Genomic DNA, 20,842 nt, shown 5'->3' on the forward strand with positions numbered 1-20,842 from the left:
CCATGATGCGTCACGTCGTGTTGTTTCGCCGCCTCGCCGAGGTCGAGCGGCAGCCGGAACTGGAGCAACGCCTGGTCGCGCGCATGCGCGACCTCGATCAGGAGATCGATTTCATCCGTGACTGGACCGTCGCCGCCAACGAGCTGGATCGCCCCATCTGCTGGGACTACATCCTCGACTCGGGCTTCGACGATGCCGCCGCGGTAGAGCGGTACCTGCCACACCCCGCGCACCAGGCACTGGTCGCGGAGCTCAAGCAGTACTTCGAGTGGGTGGCAGTGGATTACAGCGTCTAGACCCGACAGGCAGCCGGACCCTGCCTGGGGTCCGGCGCTATAACAACAAGATCCGGTTCGCTACTGGCGCCGGACGGAGACGTACATGAACAAGAAAAAGAATTACCGCTGGACGATCCTGACGATGCTGTTCATCGCCATGATCATCAACTATGTCGATCGGGCCGCACTGTCCATCGCCATGCCCTTCATTACCCAGGAATACCATCTGACCCCTGCCGAAAAAGGCATGATCTTCAGCAGCTTCTTCTTCGGCTATGCACTGTTCTGCTTCGTCGGCGGTTACCTGGCCGACCGCTTCGGGCCGAAGAAGGTCCTGACCTGGTCCATGAGCTTCTGGTCGGTGCTTTGCGGTTCCACCGCGCTGGCCTTCAACTTCTGGTCGCTGCTGATCGTTCGCGCCCTGTTCGGGGTAGGTGAAGGCCCGGTTTCGACCACCGCGAACAAGACCGTCAACAGCTGGTTCCCGATCAAGGAACGCGCCCGCGCCATCGGCATCAACCAGGCCGGCGGCCCGTTGGGCGGTGCGCTGGCCGGCCCGATCGTCGGTTTCCTGGCGCTGTGGCTGGGCTGGCGCGTGGCCTTTGTGGTGATCGCGGTGGTCGGCGTGCTCTGGGCCATCGCCTGGTATCGCCTGGCGACCTCGACACCGCAGGAACACGCCAAGGTCTCGCCGGAAGAACTGGCCGAAATCAATGAAGGCCGCGTTGCCCCGGTCATGACCGCCGAGCAGGCCCCGCGCACCCCGGTGCTGCAGATCATCTTGCAACGGTCGGTGCTGGTCACCGGTGTCTCGCTGTTCTGTTACAACTACATCCTGTACTTCTTCATGACCTGGTTCCCCAGCTACCTGATCGACGCCAAGGGCATCGACCTCAAGTCCATGAGCATCGTCACCGCGCTGCCATGGCTCGTGGGTACGGTCGGCTTCGTCTGCGGCGGCCTGCTGATCGACTGGGTGTTCAAGCGCACCGGCAAGCAGCTGTTCTCGCGCAAGGTGGTGCTGGTTACCTGCCTGCTGGTGGCGGCGGTGTGCATCGTCCTGACCGGACGGGTCGAGAGCGTCACCAGCACGGTGGCGGTGATGACCGTGGCCATCGGCTTCCTGATGCTCACCGCACCGGCCTATTGGTCGCTGATCCAGGACGCGGTGCCGGATCACCAGGTGGGCACTGCCGGCGGCTTCATGCACGGCCTGGCCAACCTCTCCGGGATCGTAGCGCCGACCGTGACCGGCTTTATCATCCAGGCCACCGGCACCTACGGCAGCGGCTTCGCCCTGGCCGGCGGCCTCGGTGTGCTGGGAGCGCTGATCGTAGCGTTCTTCGTCGGCAAGGCGCCGGTCAAGCGCGACGCCGTGGTCGCGGCAGCCTGATAGTAAAACGCGGCCTGCGGGCCGCAACCCGCTTGTGCAATTACCAGGATTTCAGGAATTCGCTATGCCTACGCTTCTTGTCACCGGCGCCGCCGGTATCGTCGGGACCGCCCTGCGGCCCTTCCTGCGCCAGCGCTACAGCCTGCGCCTGCTCGACCGCCAGGCAGTCGCGGACCTGCACGAGGGCGAGACCGCGGTGGTCGGCGACCTCACCGACCCGGCCTGTGTGCAGCGCGCGGTGGACGGGGTCGATGGCATCCTCCACCTGGCCTGTGCCCATGGCACCGACATCCACTTCAACAGCACCGTCGAGCCCAACTACCACGGCACCTTGTACCTGCTGGAAGCGGCGCAGCGTTATGGCGTGAAGCGTTTCGTCTTCGCCAGCAGCCACCATGTGCTGGGCCAGTACCGCAGCGACCGGGCCGAGTTTTTCGACGACATGCCGGTGGCCCCGGACAGCTACTACGCGCTGAGCAAGGTGTTCGGTGAAGCGGCCTGCACCACCTTCTCCCTGCGCAGCGAAGTGGCGACCTTCATCGTGCGGATCGGCAATGCCGACCCCAAGGTTTCCGACGCCCGTCGCCTGCGCATGTGGACCAGCGCCCGCGACCTGGCCCAGCTCATGCTGATCGGCCTGGAACACCCCGAGGTGCGCAACGAGATCGTCTATGGCGTCTCGGAAAGCCCCAATCCGCTGTTCCACAACAACCGCGCCCGTGCCCTCGGCTATCAGCCCCAGGACAATGCCGGCGAGCATCTGGCCGACAACTATCTGCCCTATGAAACCATGGCCGCGGAAGGCTCGGGCCGCGACCATGTCGGCGGTGCGTACGCCGGCGTGCCCCTGGCTTCGCTGCTGGAGAACCCGCAATGAAGATCGTCCGCATCGACACGCAGATCGTGGAAATCCCGTTCCATGATGGTGGCAAGGGCCAGGGCATCACCCCGACCACCTGGAACACCCTGGAAAACGTGCTGGTCCGCATCGAGGACGAGCACGGCAATGTCGGCTGGGGCGAGGCCTTCGGCTACTTCGTCGCCAACGCCACCAAGGCCCTGATAGACCGTTTGATCACGCCGCTGCTGCTGAACCGTGAGATCACCGATATCGCCGCGTTCAACCAGGAGCTGCAATTGCGCCTGCACCTGTTCGGGCGCTATGGCGTGACCATGTTCGCCATCTCCGGCATCGATATCGCCCTATGGGACCTGGCGGCGCGCCGGCGCAACCTGCCGCTGCATCGCCTGCTCGGCGAGGCGGTGCGCGAGAGTGTGCCGGCCTATGCCAGCCTGGTCCGCTATTCCGACAACGAGGTGGCGCCGGCCATTTGCGAAAAGGCCCTGGAAATTGGCTTCAGCGATATCAAGCTGCATGAAGTCACGGTCGACGAGATCGCCGCCTGCCGCCGCGCCATCGGCGACGACGTGCCGCTGGCCACCGACGTCAACTGCGGCTGGAAGGTCAGCGACACCCGCGACTGGCTGCCGGCACTGCGTGACCTCAAGCTGGCGTGGCTGGAAGAACCTATCTTCCCGCCGGAAGACTTCGCGACCCTGGCCAGCCTGCGCGGGCAGGGAGTGCCGTTGTCGGCGGGGGAGAACTGGTGCACTGCAGTGCAGTTCGAACAGGCCCTGGCGACGGGCGCGGTGGATTCGATCCAGCCCAGCGTGACCAAGGTCGGCGGTATTTCCGAATGCCTGCGCATCGGCGAACTGGCGCGCCAGCGCGACGCGGTGGTGCTGCCGCACTGCCCGTACTTCGGCCCCGGCCTGATCGCCACCCTGCACCTGGCGGCTGTCCAGCCGTGGGTGCCGCAGGTGGAATACCTGTTCGTCGAGCCGGCAGGCTGGCTATATCCGGTGGAGTCGCTGCGCAGCGGCAACCAGTTGCAGATCCCGCAAGGCGCGGGCCTGGGGCTGGACATCGATCAGCAGGTGATCGAGCGCTTGCGCCGCAACTGAGCGGCTTTCTCGTCCTTTGGCTTTCAACCTCCGCCACGCTTCGGCGTGGCGGCAGGGGCTTGTCGTGCCCGCTTCGGGGTAACGGAGGGTGTCATGCAACGTGTCGAACTGAACAACGCCATCTGGAAACTGGCCTTGCTGCCGGCGTGGGGCGGGCGTATCGCTTCGCTCAGCGCGGACGGGCTGGAGTTGCTGCTGCCGATCACCAGTGAGTCCTTCGACCCGCTGGACTGGCCGCGGGCCGGGGGCTATCCGCTGTTTCCTTATTCCAACCGCATCCGTAAGGCGCGCCTGGCATTCAACGGCGTCGAGCATCGTCTGCCGGCCCACCACGCGGCCTTGCCGCACACCCTGCATGGCGTGAGTCATACCCAGCCATGGCAAGTAGTCAGCGCCGGAGCCGACAGGGCGCTGATCCGCTGCGATTACCAGGGCCAGCACTGGCCCTGGGCGTTTCGTGCCGAGCAGGAATTTGCGCTGGAGGGCCCTCGCTTGCGGGTCACCCTGCGCCTTGTCAACCAGGGCGAGACGCCGATGCCGGCCGGGCTCGGGCTGCATCCGTACTTCCAGCGTCATCCCGGGATGCGCGTGGAATACCGGGTCGGGCGTGAATGGCAGATCGATGCCGACTACCTCGCTACCGGCAGCTACCTGGACGCACCGAAAACCCTGCAGATCGCCGCCGACAACGGCGAGGCGGTCGCCCATTACCAGTCGCGCTGGGACGGCAAGCTAAAGGTGGACTATCCGCAGGGTACGCTGGAGCTGCACAGCGATCTGACCCACATGGTTGCCTTCGCCCCCGCAGGCCTGGGCTACCTGTGCCTGGAGCCGGTTTCCCATCTGGCCGACGCCTTCAACCGCCCCAGAGCGGAGTGGACCGAGGTCGGCACCCATGAACTGGCCCCGGGAGAGGCCCTGGAGACGACCCTGACGTTTATCTGGCACGGGCGCTGAGCCCGGCAGCGCGTTACCGATCCATCACCCCTAAAAAGAGAACAACAACAATGAAATCATCCTCGTACGGGGCGGGCTTCGCTCGCTCGGCAAAACCCCTGACACTGCTGCTGGGCCTGGCGCCGCTGGGCGCCCATGCGGCGTTCTTCGAAGATGCCAAGGCCAACCTGACCCTGCGCAACTTCTACTACAACCACGACCTGCGCGACTCCACCAAGCCCGCGCAATCCAAGCTGGAGGAGTGGGCCCAGGGCTTCATCCTCAAGGGTGAATCGGGCTACACCGAGGGTACCATCGGCGTGGGCGTGGACTTCTACGCCGGGCTTGGCCTGAAGCTGGACTCTTCACCGTCGCGCAGTGGCACTGCCTTGCTGCCGGGCGCCTACGACCGTGCCGGCGGCCCGCGCAATGCCGATCCGCGTTCGGTGGACGAGTTTTCCGAAGCCACTGCCGCGCTCAAGTTCAAGTATTCAAAGAGCGAGCTGAAGGTGGGCGGGCTGTTCCCGAAGATCCCCCTGGTCAGCTCCGGCGACGCGCGCCTGCTGCCGCAGTTCTTCGAAGGCGCCATGCTCGATGTAAAGGAGATCGACAACCTCGACCTCAGCGTCGGCCAGATGCGCCAGGTCAACCAGCGTGAATTTGCAGGCGCCCGGGATATCCAGGTGGGCAACTACTACAGCGTGTTCAGCGACCGCTTCAATTACCTCGGTGGCACCTGGCGGATTACCCCGCAATGGTCGGCGGGGCTGTGGGGCGGGCGGCTGGAGGATGTCTACCAGCAGAACCTCGCTACCGTCACCCATACGCAGAAGCTCGGTGACTGGAACCTGTCCGGAACGCTCAACTACCTCGACACCGGTGAGTCCGGCGCCGAGAAGGCCGGCAAGCTGGACAGCCGCATGACCTCCGGAATGCTCAGCGCCACTCTCGGGCCGCAGACCTTCCGCGTCGGTTACCAGTACAACGCCGGTGACAGCGCGTTACCGTTCATCCACGACACCGACCTGCCAGCGGCAGCCAACGCCGTGCAGGTGCTGCGTTTCGACCGGGCCCAGGAGCGCTCCTGGCAGGCGCGCTACGACCTCGACTTCGCCTCGCTGGGCGTGCCGGGGCTGGTGGCCTTCGCCCGATACGTCAAGGGCGACAACTTCAAGGTGGCGGGCGAGGACGGCAGCGAGTGGGAGCGCAATATCGACATCACCTACACCGTGCAGGACGGGCCGCTGAAGAACCTTGCCCTGCGCCTGCGCAATGTCCAGCTGCAAGGCGATGCCACCGGACGCCGGGATGAAAACCGGGTGATCCTGGCGTATACCTTGCCGTTGTTCTGACCTTTGTCTTGAACCCTGCCGCTGCCCTGGAACGGGCGGCGGCTTTTGCGTTTTTGGAGTGTTGTCATGAGTTATCGCCTTGATCCGGAAATCCAGGCCTATGTCGAGGCATGCCAGCGGTTTGTGCCTGTCGATGACAGTATCGAGGCACGGCGGGAGGCGTTTCTGCGGGCTTGTCGGGCTTGTACGCCCGAGGCGCCGGTAGGCTGGTCTATCGCTGACCGGGTGCTGGATGGCGTGAGGCTTCGGGTCTACAAGCCAGCGGGACCGGTACCGCATGGTGGCTGGCCAACGTTGCTGTATCTGCATGGTGGTGGGTGGAACCTGGGTAACCTGGACACCCATGACTGGTTTGCCTATGCGCTTGGGCGAAGGGTGTCGGTGGCGATCGTGGCGGTGGAGTACCGGTTGGCGCCGGAACATGGTTATCCGGCGCCGCTGGAGGATTGCATGGGTGCATGGAATGGCTTGCGCGAAGGGCGGGTCGATGCGGCGCTGAGTCGCGAGCGGCTGATCGTCGGGGGTGACAGCGCTGGCGGTACCTTGGCTGCCGGGCTGTGCATGGCCTTGCGCCGGGATGGTCGGCCGCAGCCGTTGGGGCAGTTGCTGGTCTATCCGGTGCTGACGTCGCGGGAGCATCTGCCATCGATGAGCGAGCATGCCGAGGCACCGTTGATGACAGTGGCGGGATTGCGGCGATCGTTGGCGGGGTTTGTGCCGCAACAGAGTGATTGGCAGGATCCTTGTGCCATGCCGCTGGAGGCAGAGAATTTCAGCGGGCTGGCGCCGGCGTTCATTGCCGTGGCCGGGGTGGATCCGTTGCGGGATCACGGGCTGGCTTATGCGGCGGCGCTTGTAGGGGCGGGAGGCGAAGCCAAGGTCGAGGTGGTAGCGGGCTTGGTTCACTCCGGACTGCGCGCCTTCGGTGTCAAGCGGGTAGAGCAATTATGGGATCGGTTGGGCGTAATAGCCTTGCAATATCTGGCCTGACGACACGGACCCTGTGGGAGCTGGCTTGCCAGCGATGACGCCGGTGAATTCACTACCGCAATCGCTGGCAAGCCAGCTCCCACAGGGTCCGCATCGAATCAACTGGCTCAGCCAGAGGCCTGCTCCGCTATCCCCCTCATCATCGACTCCGCCAGCGCCCTGGACGCTTCGAGGGCGTGCTGGGTCGCCCAGAGGATTCCGGCCAGATGGTCATTCTTGACCGCGTCGCAGGCCTGGAGATTGGTTTCATAGGCAGAGCGCAGCAGTACGACGAGATGGGCCAGCGCCTTGTCGACATCGGCACCGGCACAGACGGCGAACAGCGGGGAATGGTGGCCGTCGCAGGCGGAAAAGCGGGTGTGGACGGTGACGGCACGGGGAGGATCGGGGACGAGCTTTTTCATGAGCATTTCCTTTTGCGAAAAGGGGCTGCTACACACGGCTGTCAAACGGCGGGTGGCAGCTGTACGTGGGTTGACAGACCGAGGCAAAAGGGAAACCCGGCGCGCACGAGTGCGCCCCACATACAGCCGCCATAACACGGAGCCAGGCGCTTGGCGCCCGAGCAAGGTGAGCATGGTGCTGGGGGAATCTTTTACCTTCGGCCTGTCAAAGCCGGTCGCCAGACATCAACGACGGCAGCAAGACTAGGCAGCGTTTCCCCGGCACGCAACAGCTGATAAGCCGCGGAAGTATGCTTGGGAAATTGCCTACAAGAAAGTCGGAAATCGGTGAAGTTTCGTTGCCTGATATGGCGGGAAGCCGGCCTGACGACACGGACCCTGTGGGAGCTGGCTTGCCAGCGATGACGCCGGTGAATTCACCACCGCTATCGCTGGCAAGCCAGCTCCCACAGGGGCCGCGGCGAATCAAGCAAAGGGTGGCAACTGTACCTTTCTGTAATGGCTTAGCAGCCTTGATTGTCCTACCCGGATCACCGCGCTCTTGAAATCACCCCCACCATGTACTGATTCAAATCCCGGAAATCCTGAACCTTCCAGGTAAACGGCGGCATCTTCACGCCATTTTCCTGCAAGGTCTTCGGAATCAGATTGCCGTTGAGTCGGAGCCGTTGGCAGGGTCGGCAATCGACAGTGAGGCATGGGGCAGGGTCAGAAGGCCCAGCAGGGCGATGCAGGTCTTATTGATGTTCATCGGCTTGGCAGTCCATGGCGGCTCGAAAGGCCGGGTAATCCGTAGGGCGGCCTTTATTGCATATTTTCCCGACCATGCAAGATGAAATCGGTCTTTGCCGTTTAGAAACAACTCTTCTGGCTGCTACCGATAGGTGACGCTGGCTAGGCCCTTGGCGATTTCCTATACTCCCGCCGCTTATCGTTTGAGGAATCGCCATGCTTTCGCCTGCCGCCATCCGGGACAACCTGAAAGGTTGGGTCACGACCCATCTCTCCAAGGACGTCAATGATGTGCTTATCGAGGAGCTGGGGTTCGTCAACCGGCAGGAAGGGCGGTCCATCGACATGACCTTCCGGGCGGATCTTGCAGTTGCCAATGGCCGCCTTGTCGCTTTTGAAATCAAATCCGGTGCCGATACGCTGAAACGCTGGCCGAGCCAATGTGATGCCTATTTCAACGTCTTCGATGAGGTGTGGCTGTGTACCCATGGTCGCCATCTTGAGAAGGCACTCGAGGTCACGCCCAAAGGCGTCGGCATTCTTGTTGCTGATGACCTGGGAGGGCTCGTGTTGTTGCGCAATGCTAAGCCTAATCGCCAAGCCAATGCTTACGACCTCACTGGTCTGCTCTGGCGTGAGGAGTTGGATGCCTTGTGCGAGCAAAACGGCATCGTTGTGAAAAAGAAGGAGACCAAGGCGGAAGTCCGCGGCAAGGTCTCCGGATCTGTTCCTATCGACTCGATTCGCAGTTGTGTACTGGCTTGTCTCAAGGACCGTAAGGGCGGCTAGATCAGGTCATCCAGATCGTCGTACTCAGGCTCATGTGGGTTGCTTAGGGCTTGCAGCAGGCCTCCCGAGAGGTCCTCAAGCATGGCGCAGATGTGTTGGTTGATACGGATCTTGTTCCAGAATGCCATATTTCCGGGCTTTTCACGTGCGCCACTAGCGATCGCCCCGATTGCACGTGTGCCCCAGCAGAACTCGTCACCGTGGTAGTTACCGAGTGCCCTGAATGAGCGGGCGATATCCCGATATTTCTCGTTTTCACCACCTGCACCATGGCGTTCCTGATGCCAGGAGCAAGCGTTGTAGTAGCCGGCGAAAGGAATAGGCTGCGCCATTTTCTTGGGATCGAAATCGTCCAGCAGATCGCGCATCGGGTTAGTAGCAGCGTAGTCCCCGTAGACATGTGCTACTCCCCTAGTACCCAACTGTTTGTGCGTGATCGCCTGCCAGAAAGGGTCAATGCAGGGCACAGTCGCGTTGACACCTCTGTCTGGACGGTCGTCGGGCCAGGACGTGCTTAGGGTGATCACGTTGGCGACATCGTACTCCTCGGTCAGACGGAGCATTTTCTGAAGGCTGCTTCCTTCCTGCATGGAAGGGATCTGGCTGATGCTCCAGGCATCCAGGATGATGGTTGTACGTGCTAGATCTTCGTCGCTGACAGCGTTCAGAACGGCGCGCGCTGTTGCCAGGTTGCGTTCAAGAACTGCACCAGAACCCTCAATGCGAATGGCGACCGCTGAAAACTCCTTATATAGTCGAAGGGCGAATTGCACCACGTTACGCGGTTTATCACCGGAACTGAAACCTACAACGGGCAGTGTGCCTGGATTGATCTGTTTGATCTTACTGAAGGCAGAAAACTTGCCGTCAAAATTTCCGCTAGGATCGTTCAGTTTCTTTGTCAGTTCGGTCTGGCTGTCCTGTGGAAATCTTGATGAGTCCAGCCAGAAGCTATCACCTTCCCAATACTTGGCGAACTCGCTTATCAAGGTCAAATCATTACCCCTGGCAGATATGATTGGACTAATCCTCTTTCGGCGACGCTCCTCGATTTCTCTTAGTGCCAGAAGGTCGTATGTACTTGATCGCAGGCAGGGTGCATAAATGATGTCTTTCAACTGATCCATATTTACTCCGCATTTTCCAATGCCATGGGTTAGGCGTCACACTCTGCACTCGGAGATGACGCCTGTGCTTGGCTTGCTTTGAAGGTAAGGCGAAGTAGTTATAGATGGCGTTTAAATGATTGAATGCCGGGAATTCATACCGTTTGTTTCAAGGTTTGTTTCTTGCTTATTGCTCGGTGTAAGAGATTTCCTTTTTTATAAACATAAGTTTCGGTGTGGTTATGCATCGTTTTTTACCTCGACCCCATCGCCAGAAAATGCGCGATGAGGTCATGAGCTACAACAGCTGTTTCCCTCAGGTCGCCACCCGCGAAGTCGACCCGATCACCGCCTCCAGCACCCTGAAATCAATCCATTCCCGCACATCGAAGTGCCGTGGGATGAACTCCCAGCGATACAGGAAATCGGTGAAGTCCTGCAGGGCGGTGATCGAGCGGCTGTCGAGGGTCGTGCGCAGGCGCCGGTGGGCGTCCTCGCCGTAGGCCGCCGCCACCCAGTACTCGCTGGTGTTCAGCTCCCGCGCCAGATAGCGTCGGGTCTCGTCCGGGTTGGCCCAGGCCCATTGCTCGGTGCGCAGCAGCACGTCGACGATGCGCTTGCAGGCGCCGAAGTGGTTGTCCAGCAGGTGGGTGTCCACGGTGAGCGTGCGCGGTGTGCCGTTGTTGGCGCGGATCAGCGGGTCGGGGTGCGAGCCGGTGTCGATCACCACATGCAGGCCCAGTTCATAAGCGAGCTGCAAGGCCGTGGCGCCCTTGAGGAAGATCGCGTCGATATCGCCGCGCAGCAGGCCGATCAGCTCGTTGTTGCGCCGGCTGATGCGGGCACCACTGAGATAGACGGCGGCGCCGTGGACATGGGTGACCTGCTCGTCGCTGTGGGTACCGCCATAGGGATAGTCCACCAGTTCCACATCACCCACGTTCAGGCCTTCCAGGCGCAGGGCGTTTTCCAGGCCGCGCAGGGCCTGGGCGCGGGTGAAGTCGATCTGTACGTTGGCCCACTTGGGTAGGCCGAAGCGGCGGTTCTTCAGGTCGCGGACGGTTTTCACCCCGCTTTCGGCGGTGGTCAGGATCAACTGCACTTCATCGGCCCAGCTCAAGCCCAGCACCCGGGTTTCGACCCCGGCCGAGTAGGCCCAGATCGCCGGGATATTGCCGCCATGGCGCACCGAGTTGGGCAGGTGGTGGTCGTAGTGGGCCTCGCGTACTTCCCGTTCGCTGGATTCGCGCAGCGACTGGATCGAGGTGCCCAGCGGGGCGAAGGCCTCGGCCAGGCGCCCGGTCTGCACGGCGATGCCGAGGCCGGTGGGCACCGGGCTGTGGGTGTACCAAAGGGTATCGAGAGGTGTGCTCATGGGGCGATCGTATCCTTGAAAGCCTGGGGAGTGGGTTGACGCAGCAGCGGCAGGACTTCCTGGCCGATGCGCAGGGCTTCTTCCAGGTGCGGGTTGCCGGCGAGGATGAAGGTGGAGAAGCCGGCGTCGCGGTATTCGGCCAGGCGCTCGGCAATGTTCTGGTGGCTGCCCACCAGGCCCACGGTCGGCCCCGGCTTGGCCTTGGCGAACCCGGCCCAGAGGTTAGGGCCGATGACCAGGTCGTCGAAGTCCTGGATGTTCTGATGATAGGCGGTCTGCCGTGCGCCGCCGACCGAGTCGCTGGCCCGGGTGAAGGCACTGGAGACCGCACTGGGCTTGCCTTCCAGGCGCTCGAACTGGCGGCGCAGGTCACGCCAGGCGGCTTCCTCGGTTTCCCGGGCGAACAGGTCGACGCGCAGGCCGAAGCGCACCGTGCGTCCCTGCTTGTCGGCCAGTTCACGAACCCGCTCGATATGCGGCTTGAGCTTGTCCACCGGCTCGGCCCAATTCAGGTACACGTCGGCATGCCGGGCCGCCACTTCCAGTGCCGGGTCGGAGAAGCCGGAGAAGTACACCGCCGGTTTACGCTCGTTGCCCAGGCCCGGCGGCAGGGCACCGTTTTCCAGACGGTAGACCTGGCCTTCGTAGCTGAAGCGCTTGTGGTTCCACAGGCCATCGATGATGTCGAGGAACTCGCCGGTACGCTGGTAGCGCTGGTCATGGTCGAGGAAGTCGCCCTGGGCGCGCTGGCTGGCCGGGCTGCCGCCGGTAATGATGTTCCAGTCCAGGCGCCCATGGCTCAGGTGCTGCAGGATCGCGGCCTGCTGCGCGGCGTAGGCGGGCAGGGTCCAGGTTGCCTGGAACGCCACCAGGAAACGCAGGCGCCGGGTTTCCCGGGCCAGGGCGGCGGCGACTATCCACGGCTCCGGGCCGGTGGGCAGCAGGGCGCCTTCGAAGCCGGCCAGCTCGGCGGCCTTGGCCACCTGGGCGATGTAGTCGATGTAGGTGAAGCCATCGGGGCTGCCGTCGGCCAGCAGGCCCGGGGCGATATGCCCGTGCTGGCCGGCGAAGCTGCCGCGGTTGTGCTTGTCGGTGGTCAGTTGCGGGCCGTCGGTGCCCAGGGGCAGGCGCCAGAAGAATTCGGTGGTCATGGCGGGTCCTTTGGTGAATTGAAAAGAGAAGGTGCAACCTGTGTGCCACGGTGTTCTCGTGGGCCTCATCGCTGGCAAGCCAGCTCCCACAGGTACTGTGTTCGCCGCACCTGTGGGAGCTGGCTTGCCAGCGATGAGGCCCTGAAGGCCACCACGGGGTGCTGCCTGGGCAGCACCCCAAAAGCAATCACTGTTCATGCACGGCCAGCTGGTCATGGCTGCGATACAGCGCCGCGTAGGCTCCGTCCGCCGCCAGCAGTTGCCCGTGGCTGCCTTGTTCCTGCACGCGGCCCTGGCGGATCACCACGATGCGGTCGGCATCGCGGATGGTCGCCAGGCGGTGGGCGATGATGATCGCCGTGCGGCCTTGGCACAGCCTGCGCAACGCCCGCTGGATGCGTCGCTCGGTGTGCACATCCACCGCCGAGGTGGCCTCGTCCAGCACCAGCACCGCCGGGTTGGCGAGGTAGGCGCGCACCAGGCATACCAGTTGCCGCTGGCCATGACTCAGATGGCTGCCTAGGCTGCCGACCTGGGTCGCGTACTGATGGGGCAAGCGCTCCAGCACCTCGTCCGCGCCCAGCTCCCGCGCCGCCGCGATCAGGCTGGCGTCGTCCGCCCCCGGCGCGGCCAGGCGCAGGTTGTCGAGGATGCTGCCGGCGAATAGCACGTTGTCCTGCAGCACCACGCCGATATGCTGGCGCAACTGGGCCTGGCTGACATGGCGGATATCCACGCCGTCAAGGCGCACGGCGCCGTCGTTGACTTCGTAGAAGCGGGTCAGCAACTGCACCAGGGTGCTTTTGCCATGCCCGGACGGGCCGACGATGGCCAACACCTCGCCAGCGCGGATGCGCAGGTCCAGGTCATCGATCACCGGTCGCCCGCTGTCGGGCTGGTAGGCAAAGCGCACCTTGTCGAAATGCACTTCGCCCTGCACCCGTGGCAATGGCAGTGGTCGCTCCGGATCGCGGATCTCCGGCGCGGTATCCAGTAGCAGGAAGATCCGCTGCGCCGAAGCCGAGCCGGTGGCGTAGCGCTCGAACAGATCGGTCAGTTCCTGCAGCGGCCCGAGGAACAGCATCACGTAGAACAGGCTTTCGCCGACCTGGCCCACGGTCACCGTGCCCTGTGCCAGCGAGTAGGCGCCCACCAGCACCAGCACCGCCATGCCGCCGGCCGCGAGCAGCGCGGTGAAGGGTGCGAACCAGCCGGAGCGCAGGCTGCCGGTGATCAGGGCGTTGTTGAATTCGTCCAGCAGCCCGCGATAGCGCCGCTGGTTGTCCGCCTCGCGCCCGCTCTGCTGCAGCAGGCGCACGCCGCCGACGCTCTCCACCAGGTGCGCGGTAAAGCGGCTGCGCTGCTCGGCGACCCTGGCCCAGTTGCGCTGGGCCACGCGCTTGAAGGCCCAGGTGGCGAGGAACAGCAACGGCACGCTGCCAATCAGGGCGAAGAAGAACAGCGGGGTGATCAGCCACAGCATCAGCGCCGCCAGGGTGCAGCGCAGCAGGGCGCCGAGCAGTTCCGGCGGGCCCTGGATCAGCAGCGGCTCGAGGGCATCGACGTCGCGGTCGGCGCGCGAGAGGATGCGCCCGGCGCGGGTACGGTCGAAGTAGCCGATGCTCAGGGCCTGGACATGGGCGAAGACCCGCACCCGCAACTGGTTGAGGACGGCGATGGCCGCGCTGCCGGCGATGTATTGCGACAGCCCGCCCAGCAGGATCCGCCCCAGCCAGCTCGCCGCCAGCCCGGCACCGAGCCAGAGCACCAGCGGCAGGTCCAGCAGCCAGGCAGTGCCGTCGTGGACCAGCCCGCGATCGAGCAATTCACGAACGAACCATGGGCGCAGGAACACGGTGAAGACCAGCACCAGCTCCAGCACGATCACCCAGGCCACCTGGCCGCGCACCGGTTTGAGCAGTGGCAGCAGGCGTTGCAGCATGCTGCGGTCGAGGGCCTTCTTCGCCAGGCGTTCTTCGATTTCGATATCGCTCATGGCGGTATTGCCGGCGTTCTTGCTCATTGGTCGATCCCCAGCAGGTCGCGGTAGGCCGCATTGCGTTGCAGCAGTTCGGCGTGGGGGCCGCTGGCGACGATGCGGCCCTGGTCCAGCAGCAGCACGCGGTCGGCACGTTCCACGGTGGTGGCCTTGCTGGCGATCAGCAGCAGGGTCGGGCCTCCGGGGCGACGCAGGTGGTCGAGGACATGCCGCTCGCTGATGGCATCAAGGGCGCTGGTGGCGTCGTCGAGACACAACAGGTCGGGGGCGGCGAGTAGCGCGCGGGCCAGGCACAGGCGCTGGCGCTGGCCGCCGGAGAGGGTCACGCCACGGTCGCCCAGGGGGCTGTCGAGGCCGTTTGGCAAGCGTTCAAGGATGTCGTCGGCGGCGGCGCGATGCAGGGCGTCGAGCAGTTCTTCGTCCGTGGCCTGTGGCGCGCCAAGGCGCAGGTTGGCCGCCAGGCTGTCGGCGAACAGGAAGCTTTCCTGGGGCAGCACATGCACGCGCCGGCGCAGGTCCTTCAGGTCCAGGGCGCGCACGTCCTGCCAGCCACCCTCGTGGTTGCCGACCAGCACGCGACCGCTGTCGGCGTCGGTCAGGCGTGGCAGCAGGCTGGCCAGCAAGCTTTTACCGGTGCCGGTGGCGCCGACGATGGCGACCACCTCGCCCGGCGCGATCAGCAGCGAGCACTGGCGCAGGATGTCCCGCTCGCTGCCGGGGGCGCTGACATTCACCTCTTCCAGTTGCAGGCCCAGCGGCCCGGGTGGCAGCAGGCGCAGGCCGCTTTCGATCTGCGTCGGTGCGTCGAGCAAGTGCCAGATGCGCCCGGCGCTGGCGCGGGCATCGGCGAAGGTCTGCATTACCCGGCCAATGCCTTCGATACGGAACACCAGGGTGGTAGCGATCAGCAGCGAAGTGACCAGTTCACCAATCCCGATTTTCCCCGCCGCGACCAACTGGGCACCCACCACCAGAATCCACACATGCCCCAGCGCCACCAGGGCCTGGGGCAGGGGAATCCGCGAGCTGGCCCAGGCCAGGGCCTGCCGCGCCAACCCGGTGAACTGCCGGACCTGCTCGCTGAAACCGTCGATGCGCTGCTGCTGCAGGCCGAACGACTTGATCACCCGCACCGCGCCGATGCCCTCGGCCAGGTCCTGGTTGACCCGGTCGTAGGCCGCACCCACGGCCCGGTCCAGTTCCACCAGGCGGTCGGTCTGCAGCACGAACAGGTACAGGCCGAGCAGGGTCAGCAGCAACGGCCCGAGGGCCAGCAGCGGGTGGTACCAGCCGAGCAGGCCGACGGTGGCCAGCACCACCAGCGGGGTCTCGACCAATTGCCGCCAGAAGCTCACCAGGGCATCGCGGACCTTGTCGGCATCGCGGGTGGTGCGGGTGACGATCTCGCCGATGCCGTGCTGCCAGTGATAACCCAGGTGCAGGCGCAAGACCTGCTCGAGAATGCGTTCGCGCAAGCGGGTGAGCAGTTCCTGGCCGAGGATCAGCGAGCCGAGGGAGGCGGCGTACTGCAAAACGGCGCGGCCGAAGGCGACGGCGAGGATGGCCCAGAACCAGTGCCAGGCCACCGTGCCGTCGAGCCCGCCATCATCGAGGCGACGCACCGCGACGCCGGCAGTAACGTCGTTGAGGGCATGGCCGATCAGCCATTGCTGCCAGACCAGGCCCAGGTTGATAAGAACGAACAACCCGGCGACCAGGGCGAAGCGCCAGGGCATTTCGCGGTAGATCGCCAGGCTGCGCAGCAGCGGATGTCGATGGCTCATGAAGAACTCGAAACAGGACGAAGAAGCGCGCGGGTCGACCCGCGCGATGGATTCAGCGACTGGCACCGACCTTCTGCTTTGCCGCCAGGATCGCGGTGTACTCGCCCGGATCGACGCCATTGAGGTAGTAGTTGCCGACGTGGTGCAGGCGCCAGCGGATCGGGTCATGGGTGGTATGCACCCGGGCGTTGCGCCAGAAGCGGTCGAGGTTCCATTTGCTCAGGGAGGCACTGGCGCCGAGCAGGGAGAAGATATCGCTGGAGATCTTCAGCGAGGCGCCGTCGGAGTGGGCGCGGGCGGTGGCCACCGAGAGGATCAGCTCGTCCTGCAGCGCCTTGTTCTCGGGATCGCGCTCGTGGGCATCGAAGACCCGTGCCGCATCGCGCAGCAGCGATTCGGCAGCACGCAGCGCCACGGCGTATTCACCGATTTGGCGAATGATATGCGGCTCGTCGCTGGCCCGTTCCACCTCGCTCTCGACCCAGGGCCGGGCGTGCTGGTTGAGGTAGTCGATCCCGGCCTGCAGGGCACCGGCGGCAATGCCGGTGTCGATGGCGGCATGCAGGATCTGCGGGAAAGTCAGGCCGGTGCGCTTCATCGGGCCCTGGCGGCGCAGCACGTAGCGTTCGTCCAGCTCGATATTGTCGAAGCGCACGGTGCCGCTGACCGAGTTGTTCTGGCCGAAGGCGTCCCAGTCGTCGACCAGGGTCAGGCCGGGAGTGTCGCGGTGCAGCAGCACGCCGGCACCGCCGTCGTCGCTGGCGGCGGTGAGGGAGATCCATTCGGCGAGGTAGGAACCGGTGGAGTAGAACTTGCTGCCGTTGAGCACCAGCACGCCGTCCTCGCGGCGCTCGACCCGGGTCTTGAGGGCGAACTTGTTCTTGCCGCCGACCTCGGCCAAGGCGTTGCCCAGGCGCTTGCCGGCCAGCACATCGTCGATCAGGCGCTGGCGCACTTCGTCCGGATAGCCGCTGAGCACGCCGCGCAGCATCACATTGTGGATCTGCAGCAACTGGCCGACGCCCCCATCGGCGCGGGAAATGATCCGCACCGTCTCGACGATGGTTTCCACCGAGGCGCCGAGGCCGCCATCGGCCTTGGGTACGCCGATGGCGGTGAGGCCGCTGTCGGACAGCAGTTGGGCCTGGCGGCGGGGCAGGCTGCGGTTGTGTTGCGGGTCGGCGGCGAGGGCGGTGATTTCGCCGGCAATCTCGTGGGCGGCGGTAATGGCCTGGTCTTCGCTTTCCAGGCGGCGGGGCAGGTTGGACACGATAGAGCTTCCTTGGGTGAACAGGTCCAGGCCCTGGAGCAGGTTCTGTGCCATCGCCCTGAAGCCCTTGCAGGACGTGGCTTGCAGCGATTTCGCCGAGCCTTGCTGCTGCTCCAGCAGCAGCCCCGGGCCGATTGTTGCTCAGGCAGCAGCAGTCCCGCTGGGGGAGTGTTGGCAGATCAGCAGTTGGTGCCTGGTGTAATACATAAATTCCTTTAAAAACAAATGTTTAGGGAGTTGGCACGAGCGCTGCAATAGCCCAGGCAAAGGCCACCCGGCCCGTTCGATCCCCTGATGGAGCCAACTCATGTCACTTGCCGCTACCTTGCCGCTGCCCGGCGCAGCGCCCCTGGAGCAACTCTGGTTCACCCGTTGCCCGGTACCGACCGCTTCCGGCATCGCCTACACCCTCGGCTGGCTCGGCGAGGAATTCGCCGCCGACGGCCTGCCGGTCCTGACCCTGCAGGAGGCCCGCCAGCTGGGTCACCATCACTACGACCACCAGTTGCCCGGGCTGTTTCGCGAGGGCGGCAACGTGCCGGCCCTGGCTGCCCGTGCTGCCGGTTCGCCAAGCCGCCTGATCGGCCTGACCTGGATCGAGGAATGGCAGACCATCCTCGTACGTCCCGGCTCCGGCATCCGCAGCGCTGCCGACCTGAAAGGCAAGCGCCTGGCCCTGCCGGCCTGGGGTGCCAGCCGTCCCGGCAGCATCGCCCGGGCCATGAGCCTACACGGTTACAAGGGGGCGCTGAGCCTGGCCGGGCTGAGCTTCGATGACGTCACCCTGGTGGAGGTGCCGCTGCACGACCAGGAGCAGGCGCCGAATCCGCAGGAGGGCTTGCAGCGCCTGTGGTCCGGCCTGGATTACCTGGTGCGCGGCGAAGTGGATGCGGTCTACGTCAAGGGCGCTTCCGCCGCCGATGCCGCGCGCCGCCTGGGCCTGGAAGTGGGTATCGACCTGGACCAGATCGAAGACCCGCGCTACCGCATCAACAACGGTACGCCGCGGCCGATCACCGTGCATCAGAGCCTGCTCGACGAGCATTTCGACCTGGTGGTGCGCTTCCTCGCCCAGACCCTGCGCGCCGCCGACTGGGCACGGGACAACCGTGAGGGCGTGCTGCGCATTCTCCAGGACGAGACCCGCGCCGGTGCCGAAGGCGTGGACCAGGCCTACCGTGGCGACTTCCACACCACCCTGGCCCCGGCCCTGTCCGAGCAGCGCCTGGCCTTCCTCGATATCCAGAAGACCTTCCTCAACCTGCATGGCTTCCTCGAGGCCGACTTCGACCTGGCCGAGTGGGTCGACCACCGCCCGTTGCAGGCCGCCCGTGAACTGCTCGCCCAACGCACCTCCCAAGACACGCTTGAAAAGGACATCTGACATGACCGTACTGACTGCCGAACACCTGGTCGACGCCGAACTCAAGGACTTCGTCGACAACGTCACCCACCTCGCCGGCGAGGCCTTCCGGGTCTACCGGGAAACCAACAGCATCACCGCCAACGGTACCGTCGGCTTTATCGAACGGGTGCCGGGGCGCGAGCTGCTGGTGTCGGTCAACTACCCGGGCCCGTGGAAGAAGGACCAGCCACTGAAGGCCACGGTCAGCGACTTTGCCGGCAACCTGGTGCATGGCCAGGGCAAGGGCGGGCTGAACCGCTATACCCGGCTGTTCGTCCAGCAGCCGCAGATCACCACGGTGTCCCACGTGCATTCGCCGTACCTCGGCGCCTGGGCCCAGACCCAGCGCTCGCTGCCGTTCAACTATGTGCCGGTGCAGCGCTTCCAGCTCGCCCGCGAGCTACCGGTGTACATCGACCGGCGCCAGGACGAGGTGGACTTCATCCTCGACAGCCTTGCGGAAAACCCCTTCACCCCGGCGATCCTCGAAGCCAATGGCGGCGCCACCGTGTGGGGCACCCAGGGCCTGCAGGCCACGGCGGAATTCATCCTGCTGCTGGAGGAGGGCGCGCAACTGCAACTGCTGGCCGAGGCCATCGGTGGATCGCGGCCTTATGGCCCGGGTGTGCTGACCCAGCAATGGACCATGAGCAAGCTGCTCGGCCAGGCCCGTGAACTGGGCCTGGTGCCCGCCAACGACAGCCCGCGCGCATAAGGACATCGAACCATGGCAGTGAAGATCCTCTGGTACCTCACCAGCCCCGACGGCCCCTATCCATGGGAAGAGCAAGGCCGCTGGCGCACCGACTTCAACCACCTCAAGCAACTGGCCGTGAGCGCCGACCGCCTCGGCTACTACGGCTCGCTGCTCGGCACCAGCCCCAACGAAAGCCTGGCCGTGGCGGCCTCGCTGATCGATGCCACCGAGCGCCTGCGCTTCCTGGTGGCCCAGCATCCGGGCGAGGTGTCGCCGGCCGTGCTGGCCAAGTGGGCGCTGACCTTCGACGAGTTCTCCGGTGGCCGCCTGCTGTTCAACGTGGTCAACGGCAGCGATGCCGGGCTGGCGACCCTGGGCGTGCATTACCCGCATGACGAGCGCTACCAGTTCAGCCTTGAATACTGGCGGGCCTTCCAGGCGATCTATGCCGGTGGCACCGAGGGCTATGACGGCCAGTTCGTCAAGCTGGCGCCACGTCCGGCCGCGGCTGCACGGCACCCGCTGGGTGGCTGGCATCCACCGAAGCGTCTTTCCGTGCCGCTGTGGGGCGCCGGCACCTCCGATCCGGGTGTGGCCCATTCGGTGCAACTGCTGGATGTTTACCTGAGCTTCGCCGACACCCCGCCGAAGCTGGGTGCCAAGTTCCGCAAGGTGGCCGCCGAAGCGGCGAAGATCGGCCGCGAGCTGACCTATGGCACACGCCTGCAGATCATCGTCCGCGAGACCGAGGAAGAAGCCTGGGCCCATGCCCAGAAGCTGCTGGACAACACCTCCGTGGCCACCGCCCGCGCCGCCATCGAGCGCCAGTTGCCGCCGGGCCAGACCCTCGACAGCTTCCACAGCGACGACCCGCGGATCCAGGCCAATGTCCAGGCGATCCGCGAAGGTCGCCTGCCGAAAGCCCGCGACCTGGAAATCTACCCGAACGTCTGGACCGGCCCGAGCCTGTTCGGTTTCAACCTGCTCGGTCCTGCTGCCGGCACTTACCTGGTGGGCAGCGCCGAACAGGTCGCCGAACGCCTTCGCGAGTACGAGGCCCAGGGCACCAGTGCCTTCATTCTTTCCGGTTTCCCGCTGATCGATGAGGCGCACCGGGTCGCCGACCTGCTGTTCCCGCTGCTCGACCTGGACCATGGCTTCGAGGTTCCGCACCTCAAGGCCCGCACGGCCGCCGAACCGGCCTAAGGAAGTACCC

18 protein-coding genes and 1 pseudogene are annotated in these 20,842 nt (G+C 64.6%); 11 read left to right on the forward strand and 8 right to left on the reverse strand.

Translation table 11 applies throughout. The annotated features are described in order from the left end of the window. Window positions 1-2: 2 nt before the first annotated feature. The 7 genes from N7650_RS11750 (at window position 3) to N7650_RS11780 (ending at window position 6,914) form a co-directional block, all read left to right on the forward strand. On the forward strand, window positions 3-296 hold the full coding sequence (locus tag N7650_RS11750; protein ID WP_009407801.1) for a Dabb family protein: 294 nt from the start codon (window positions 3-5) through the stop codon (window positions 294-296). Between the two features lie 85 nt (window positions 297-381). Further along, on the forward strand, window positions 382-1,671 hold the full coding sequence (locus N7650_RS11755; RefSeq protein WP_009407799.1) for an MFS transporter: 1,290 nt from the start codon (window positions 382-384) through the stop codon (window positions 1,669-1,671). A 64-nt stretch (window positions 1,672-1,735) separates the two neighbouring features. Next, entirely contained in the window at window positions 1,736-2,548 is an 813-nt protein-coding gene (locus N7650_RS11760; protein WP_279898314.1) for an NAD(P)-dependent oxidoreductase, read from the forward strand. Beyond that, a complete protein-coding gene (locus tag N7650_RS11765) occupies window positions 2,545-3,636 on the forward strand; it encodes a mandelate racemase/muconate lactonizing enzyme family protein (protein WP_279898316.1) in 1,092 nt (363 codons plus the stop codon). The genes N7650_RS11760 and N7650_RS11765 overlap by 4 nt, the downstream gene beginning before the upstream one ends. 93 nt (window positions 3,637-3,729) lie before the next feature. Next, complete coding sequence (locus tag N7650_RS11770) at window positions 3,730-4,593, forward strand: aldose 1-epimerase (RefSeq protein ID WP_009407794.1); 864 nt, start codon at window positions 3,730-3,732, stop codon at window positions 4,591-4,593. 50 nt (window positions 4,594-4,643) lie between these two features. Next, window positions 4,644-5,924 carry an OprD family porin gene (locus N7650_RS11775; RefSeq protein ID WP_009407793.1) on the forward strand — a complete coding sequence of 427 codons (1,281 nt, stop codon included), beginning with the start codon at window positions 4,644-4,646 and terminating at the stop codon, window positions 5,922-5,924. Window positions 5,925-5,990: 66 nt separating this feature from the next. Further along, window positions 5,991-6,914 carry an alpha/beta hydrolase gene (locus tag N7650_RS11780; RefSeq protein WP_279898317.1) on the forward strand — a complete coding sequence of 308 codons (924 nt, stop codon included), beginning with the start codon at window positions 5,991-5,993 and terminating at the stop codon, window positions 6,912-6,914. A 107-nt stretch (window positions 6,915-7,021) separates the two neighbouring features. Here the strand turns inward: N7650_RS11780 and N7650_RS11785 are convergent, their stop codons facing one another. Next, the gene (locus tag N7650_RS11785) at window positions 7,022-7,318 is read right to left on the reverse strand and encodes a DUF3077 domain-containing protein (protein ID WP_279898318.1); all 297 of its coding nucleotides are present in this window, start codon (window positions 7,316-7,318) and stop codon (window positions 7,022-7,024) included. A gap of 530 nt (window positions 7,319-7,848) precedes the next feature. Beyond that, window positions 7,849-7,983: pseudogene (locus N7650_RS11790) on the reverse strand (cytochrome c); the annotation flags it as partial. 283 nt (window positions 7,984-8,266) lie between these two features. Between N7650_RS11790 and N7650_RS11795 the strand changes: the two are divergent. Next, entirely contained in the window at window positions 8,267-8,839 is a 573-nt protein-coding gene (locus N7650_RS11795) for a sce7726 family protein (protein ID WP_064304750.1), read from the forward strand. Here the strand turns inward: N7650_RS11795 and N7650_RS11800 are convergent. The 6 genes from N7650_RS11800 to N7650_RS11825 form a co-directional block, all read right to left on the reverse strand. After that, the gene (locus N7650_RS11800) at window positions 8,836-9,966 is read right to left on the reverse strand and encodes a hypothetical protein (RefSeq protein WP_279898320.1); all 1,131 of its coding nucleotides are present in this window, start codon (window positions 9,964-9,966) and stop codon (window positions 8,836-8,838) included. The genes N7650_RS11795 and N7650_RS11800 overlap by 4 nt on opposite strands. Before the next feature lie 295 nt (window positions 9,967-10,261). Continuing rightward, window positions 10,262-11,320 carry an ABC transporter substrate-binding protein gene (locus N7650_RS11805; RefSeq protein WP_064304748.1) on the reverse strand — a complete coding sequence of 353 codons (1,059 nt, stop codon included), beginning with the start codon at window positions 11,318-11,320 and terminating at the stop codon, window positions 10,262-10,264. After that, window positions 11,317-12,471 (reverse strand): LLM class flavin-dependent oxidoreductase, encoded by a 1,155-nt coding sequence (locus N7650_RS11810; protein WP_279898321.1) that lies wholly within the window; start codon window positions 12,469-12,471, stop codon window positions 11,317-11,319. The genes N7650_RS11805 and N7650_RS11810 overlap by 4 nt, the downstream gene beginning before the upstream one ends. Window positions 12,472-12,658: 187 nt before the next feature. Continuing rightward, window positions 12,659-14,494, reverse strand: coding sequence for an ABC transporter ATP-binding protein (locus N7650_RS11815; RefSeq protein ID WP_279898322.1), 1,836 nt, complete (start codon window positions 14,492-14,494; stop codon window positions 12,659-12,661). After that, window positions 14,491-16,254, reverse strand: coding sequence for an ABC transporter ATP-binding protein (locus tag N7650_RS11820; RefSeq protein ID WP_279898324.1), 1,764 nt, complete (start codon window positions 16,252-16,254; stop codon window positions 14,491-14,493). Before N7650_RS11820 ends, N7650_RS11815 begins: the two co-directional genes overlap by 4 nt. 52 nt (window positions 16,255-16,306) lie before the next feature. Beyond that, a complete protein-coding gene (locus N7650_RS11825; protein ID WP_279898325.1) occupies window positions 16,307-17,578 on the reverse strand; it encodes an acyl-CoA dehydrogenase family protein in 1,272 nt (423 codons plus the stop codon). A 253-nt stretch (window positions 17,579-17,831) separates the two neighbouring features. On the opposite strand from N7650_RS11825, the gene N7650_RS11830 reads away from it, so the two are divergent. From N7650_RS11830 to N7650_RS11840, 3 genes are read left to right on the forward strand one after another with little or no spacing between them, the layout of a single operon-like run. After that, window positions 17,832-18,908, forward strand: coding sequence for an ABC transporter substrate-binding protein (locus N7650_RS11830; RefSeq protein WP_279898326.1), 1,077 nt, complete (start codon window positions 17,832-17,834; stop codon window positions 18,906-18,908). A 1-nt stretch (window position 18,909) separates the two neighbouring features. After that, the gene (locus tag N7650_RS11835) at window positions 18,910-19,644 is read left to right on the forward strand and encodes a class II aldolase/adducin family protein (RefSeq protein ID WP_279898327.1); all 735 of its coding nucleotides are present in this window, start codon (window positions 18,910-18,912) and stop codon (window positions 19,642-19,644) included. A 12-nt stretch (window positions 19,645-19,656) separates the two neighbouring features. Further along, on the forward strand, window positions 19,657-20,832 hold the full coding sequence (locus N7650_RS11840) for an LLM class flavin-dependent oxidoreductase (RefSeq protein WP_279898328.1): 1,176 nt from the start codon (window positions 19,657-19,659) through the stop codon (window positions 20,830-20,832). Window positions 20,833-20,842: the final 10 nt, after the last annotated feature.

Origin of the sequence: Pseudomonas sp. GD04058 (assembly GCF_029836855.1) — a bacterium.
Classification (GTDB): domain Bacteria; phylum Pseudomonadota; class Gammaproteobacteria; order Pseudomonadales; family Pseudomonadaceae; genus Aquipseudomonas; species Aquipseudomonas bharatica.

Excerpts from the sequence above, each read along its gene's own strand:
- N7650_RS11750 (WP_009407801.1), top strand. The coding sequence starts at position 3 with ATGATGCGTCACGTCGTGTTGTTTCGCCGCCTCGCCGAGGTCGAGCGG.
- N7650_RS11755 (WP_009407799.1), top strand. The coding sequence starts at position 382 with ATGAACAAGAAAAAGAATTACCGCTGGACGATCCTGACGATGCTGTTC.
- N7650_RS11760 (WP_279898314.1), top strand. The coding sequence starts at position 1,736 with ATGCCTACGCTTCTTGTCACCGGCGCCGCCGGTATCGTCGGGACCGCC.
- N7650_RS11765 (WP_279898316.1), top strand. The coding sequence starts at position 2,545 with ATGAAGATCGTCCGCATCGACACGCAGATCGTGGAAATCCCGTTCCAT.
- N7650_RS11770 (WP_009407794.1), top strand. The coding sequence starts at position 3,730 with ATGCAACGTGTCGAACTGAACAACGCCATCTGGAAACTGGCCTTGCTG.
- N7650_RS11775 (WP_009407793.1), top strand. The coding sequence starts at position 4,644 with ATGAAATCATCCTCGTACGGGGCGGGCTTCGCTCGCTCGGCAAAACCC.
- N7650_RS11780 (WP_279898317.1), top strand. The coding sequence starts at position 5,991 with ATGAGTTATCGCCTTGATCCGGAAATCCAGGCCTATGTCGAGGCATGC.
- N7650_RS11785 (WP_279898318.1), bottom strand. The coding sequence starts at position 7,318 with ATGAAAAAGCTCGTCCCCGATCCTCCCCGTGCCGTCACCGTCCACACC.
- N7650_RS11795 (WP_064304750.1), top strand. The coding sequence starts at position 8,267 with ATGCTTTCGCCTGCCGCCATCCGGGACAACCTGAAAGGTTGGGTCACG.
- N7650_RS11800 (WP_279898320.1), bottom strand. The coding sequence starts at position 9,966 with ATGGATCAGTTGAAAGACATCATTTATGCACCCTGCCTGCGATCAAGT.
- N7650_RS11805 (WP_064304748.1), bottom strand. The coding sequence starts at position 11,320 with ATGAGCACACCTCTCGATACCCTTTGGTACACCCACAGCCCGGTGCCC.
- N7650_RS11810 (WP_279898321.1), bottom strand. The coding sequence starts at position 12,471 with ATGACCACCGAATTCTTCTGGCGCCTGCCCCTGGGCACCGACGGCCCG.
- N7650_RS11815 (WP_279898322.1), bottom strand. The coding sequence starts at position 14,494 with ATGAGCAAGAACGCCGGCAATACCGCCATGAGCGATATCGAAATCGAA.
- N7650_RS11820 (WP_279898324.1), bottom strand. The coding sequence starts at position 16,254 with ATGAGCCATCGACATCCGCTGCTGCGCAGCCTGGCGATCTACCGCGAA.
- N7650_RS11825 (WP_279898325.1), bottom strand. The coding sequence starts at position 17,578 with ATGGCACAGAACCTGCTCCAGGGCCTGGACCTGTTCACCCAAGGAAGC.
- N7650_RS11830 (WP_279898326.1), top strand. The coding sequence starts at position 17,832 with ATGTCACTTGCCGCTACCTTGCCGCTGCCCGGCGCAGCGCCCCTGGAG.
- N7650_RS11835 (WP_279898327.1), top strand. The coding sequence starts at position 18,910 with ATGACCGTACTGACTGCCGAACACCTGGTCGACGCCGAACTCAAGGAC.
- N7650_RS11840 (WP_279898328.1), top strand. The coding sequence starts at position 19,657 with ATGGCAGTGAAGATCCTCTGGTACCTCACCAGCCCCGACGGCCCCTAT.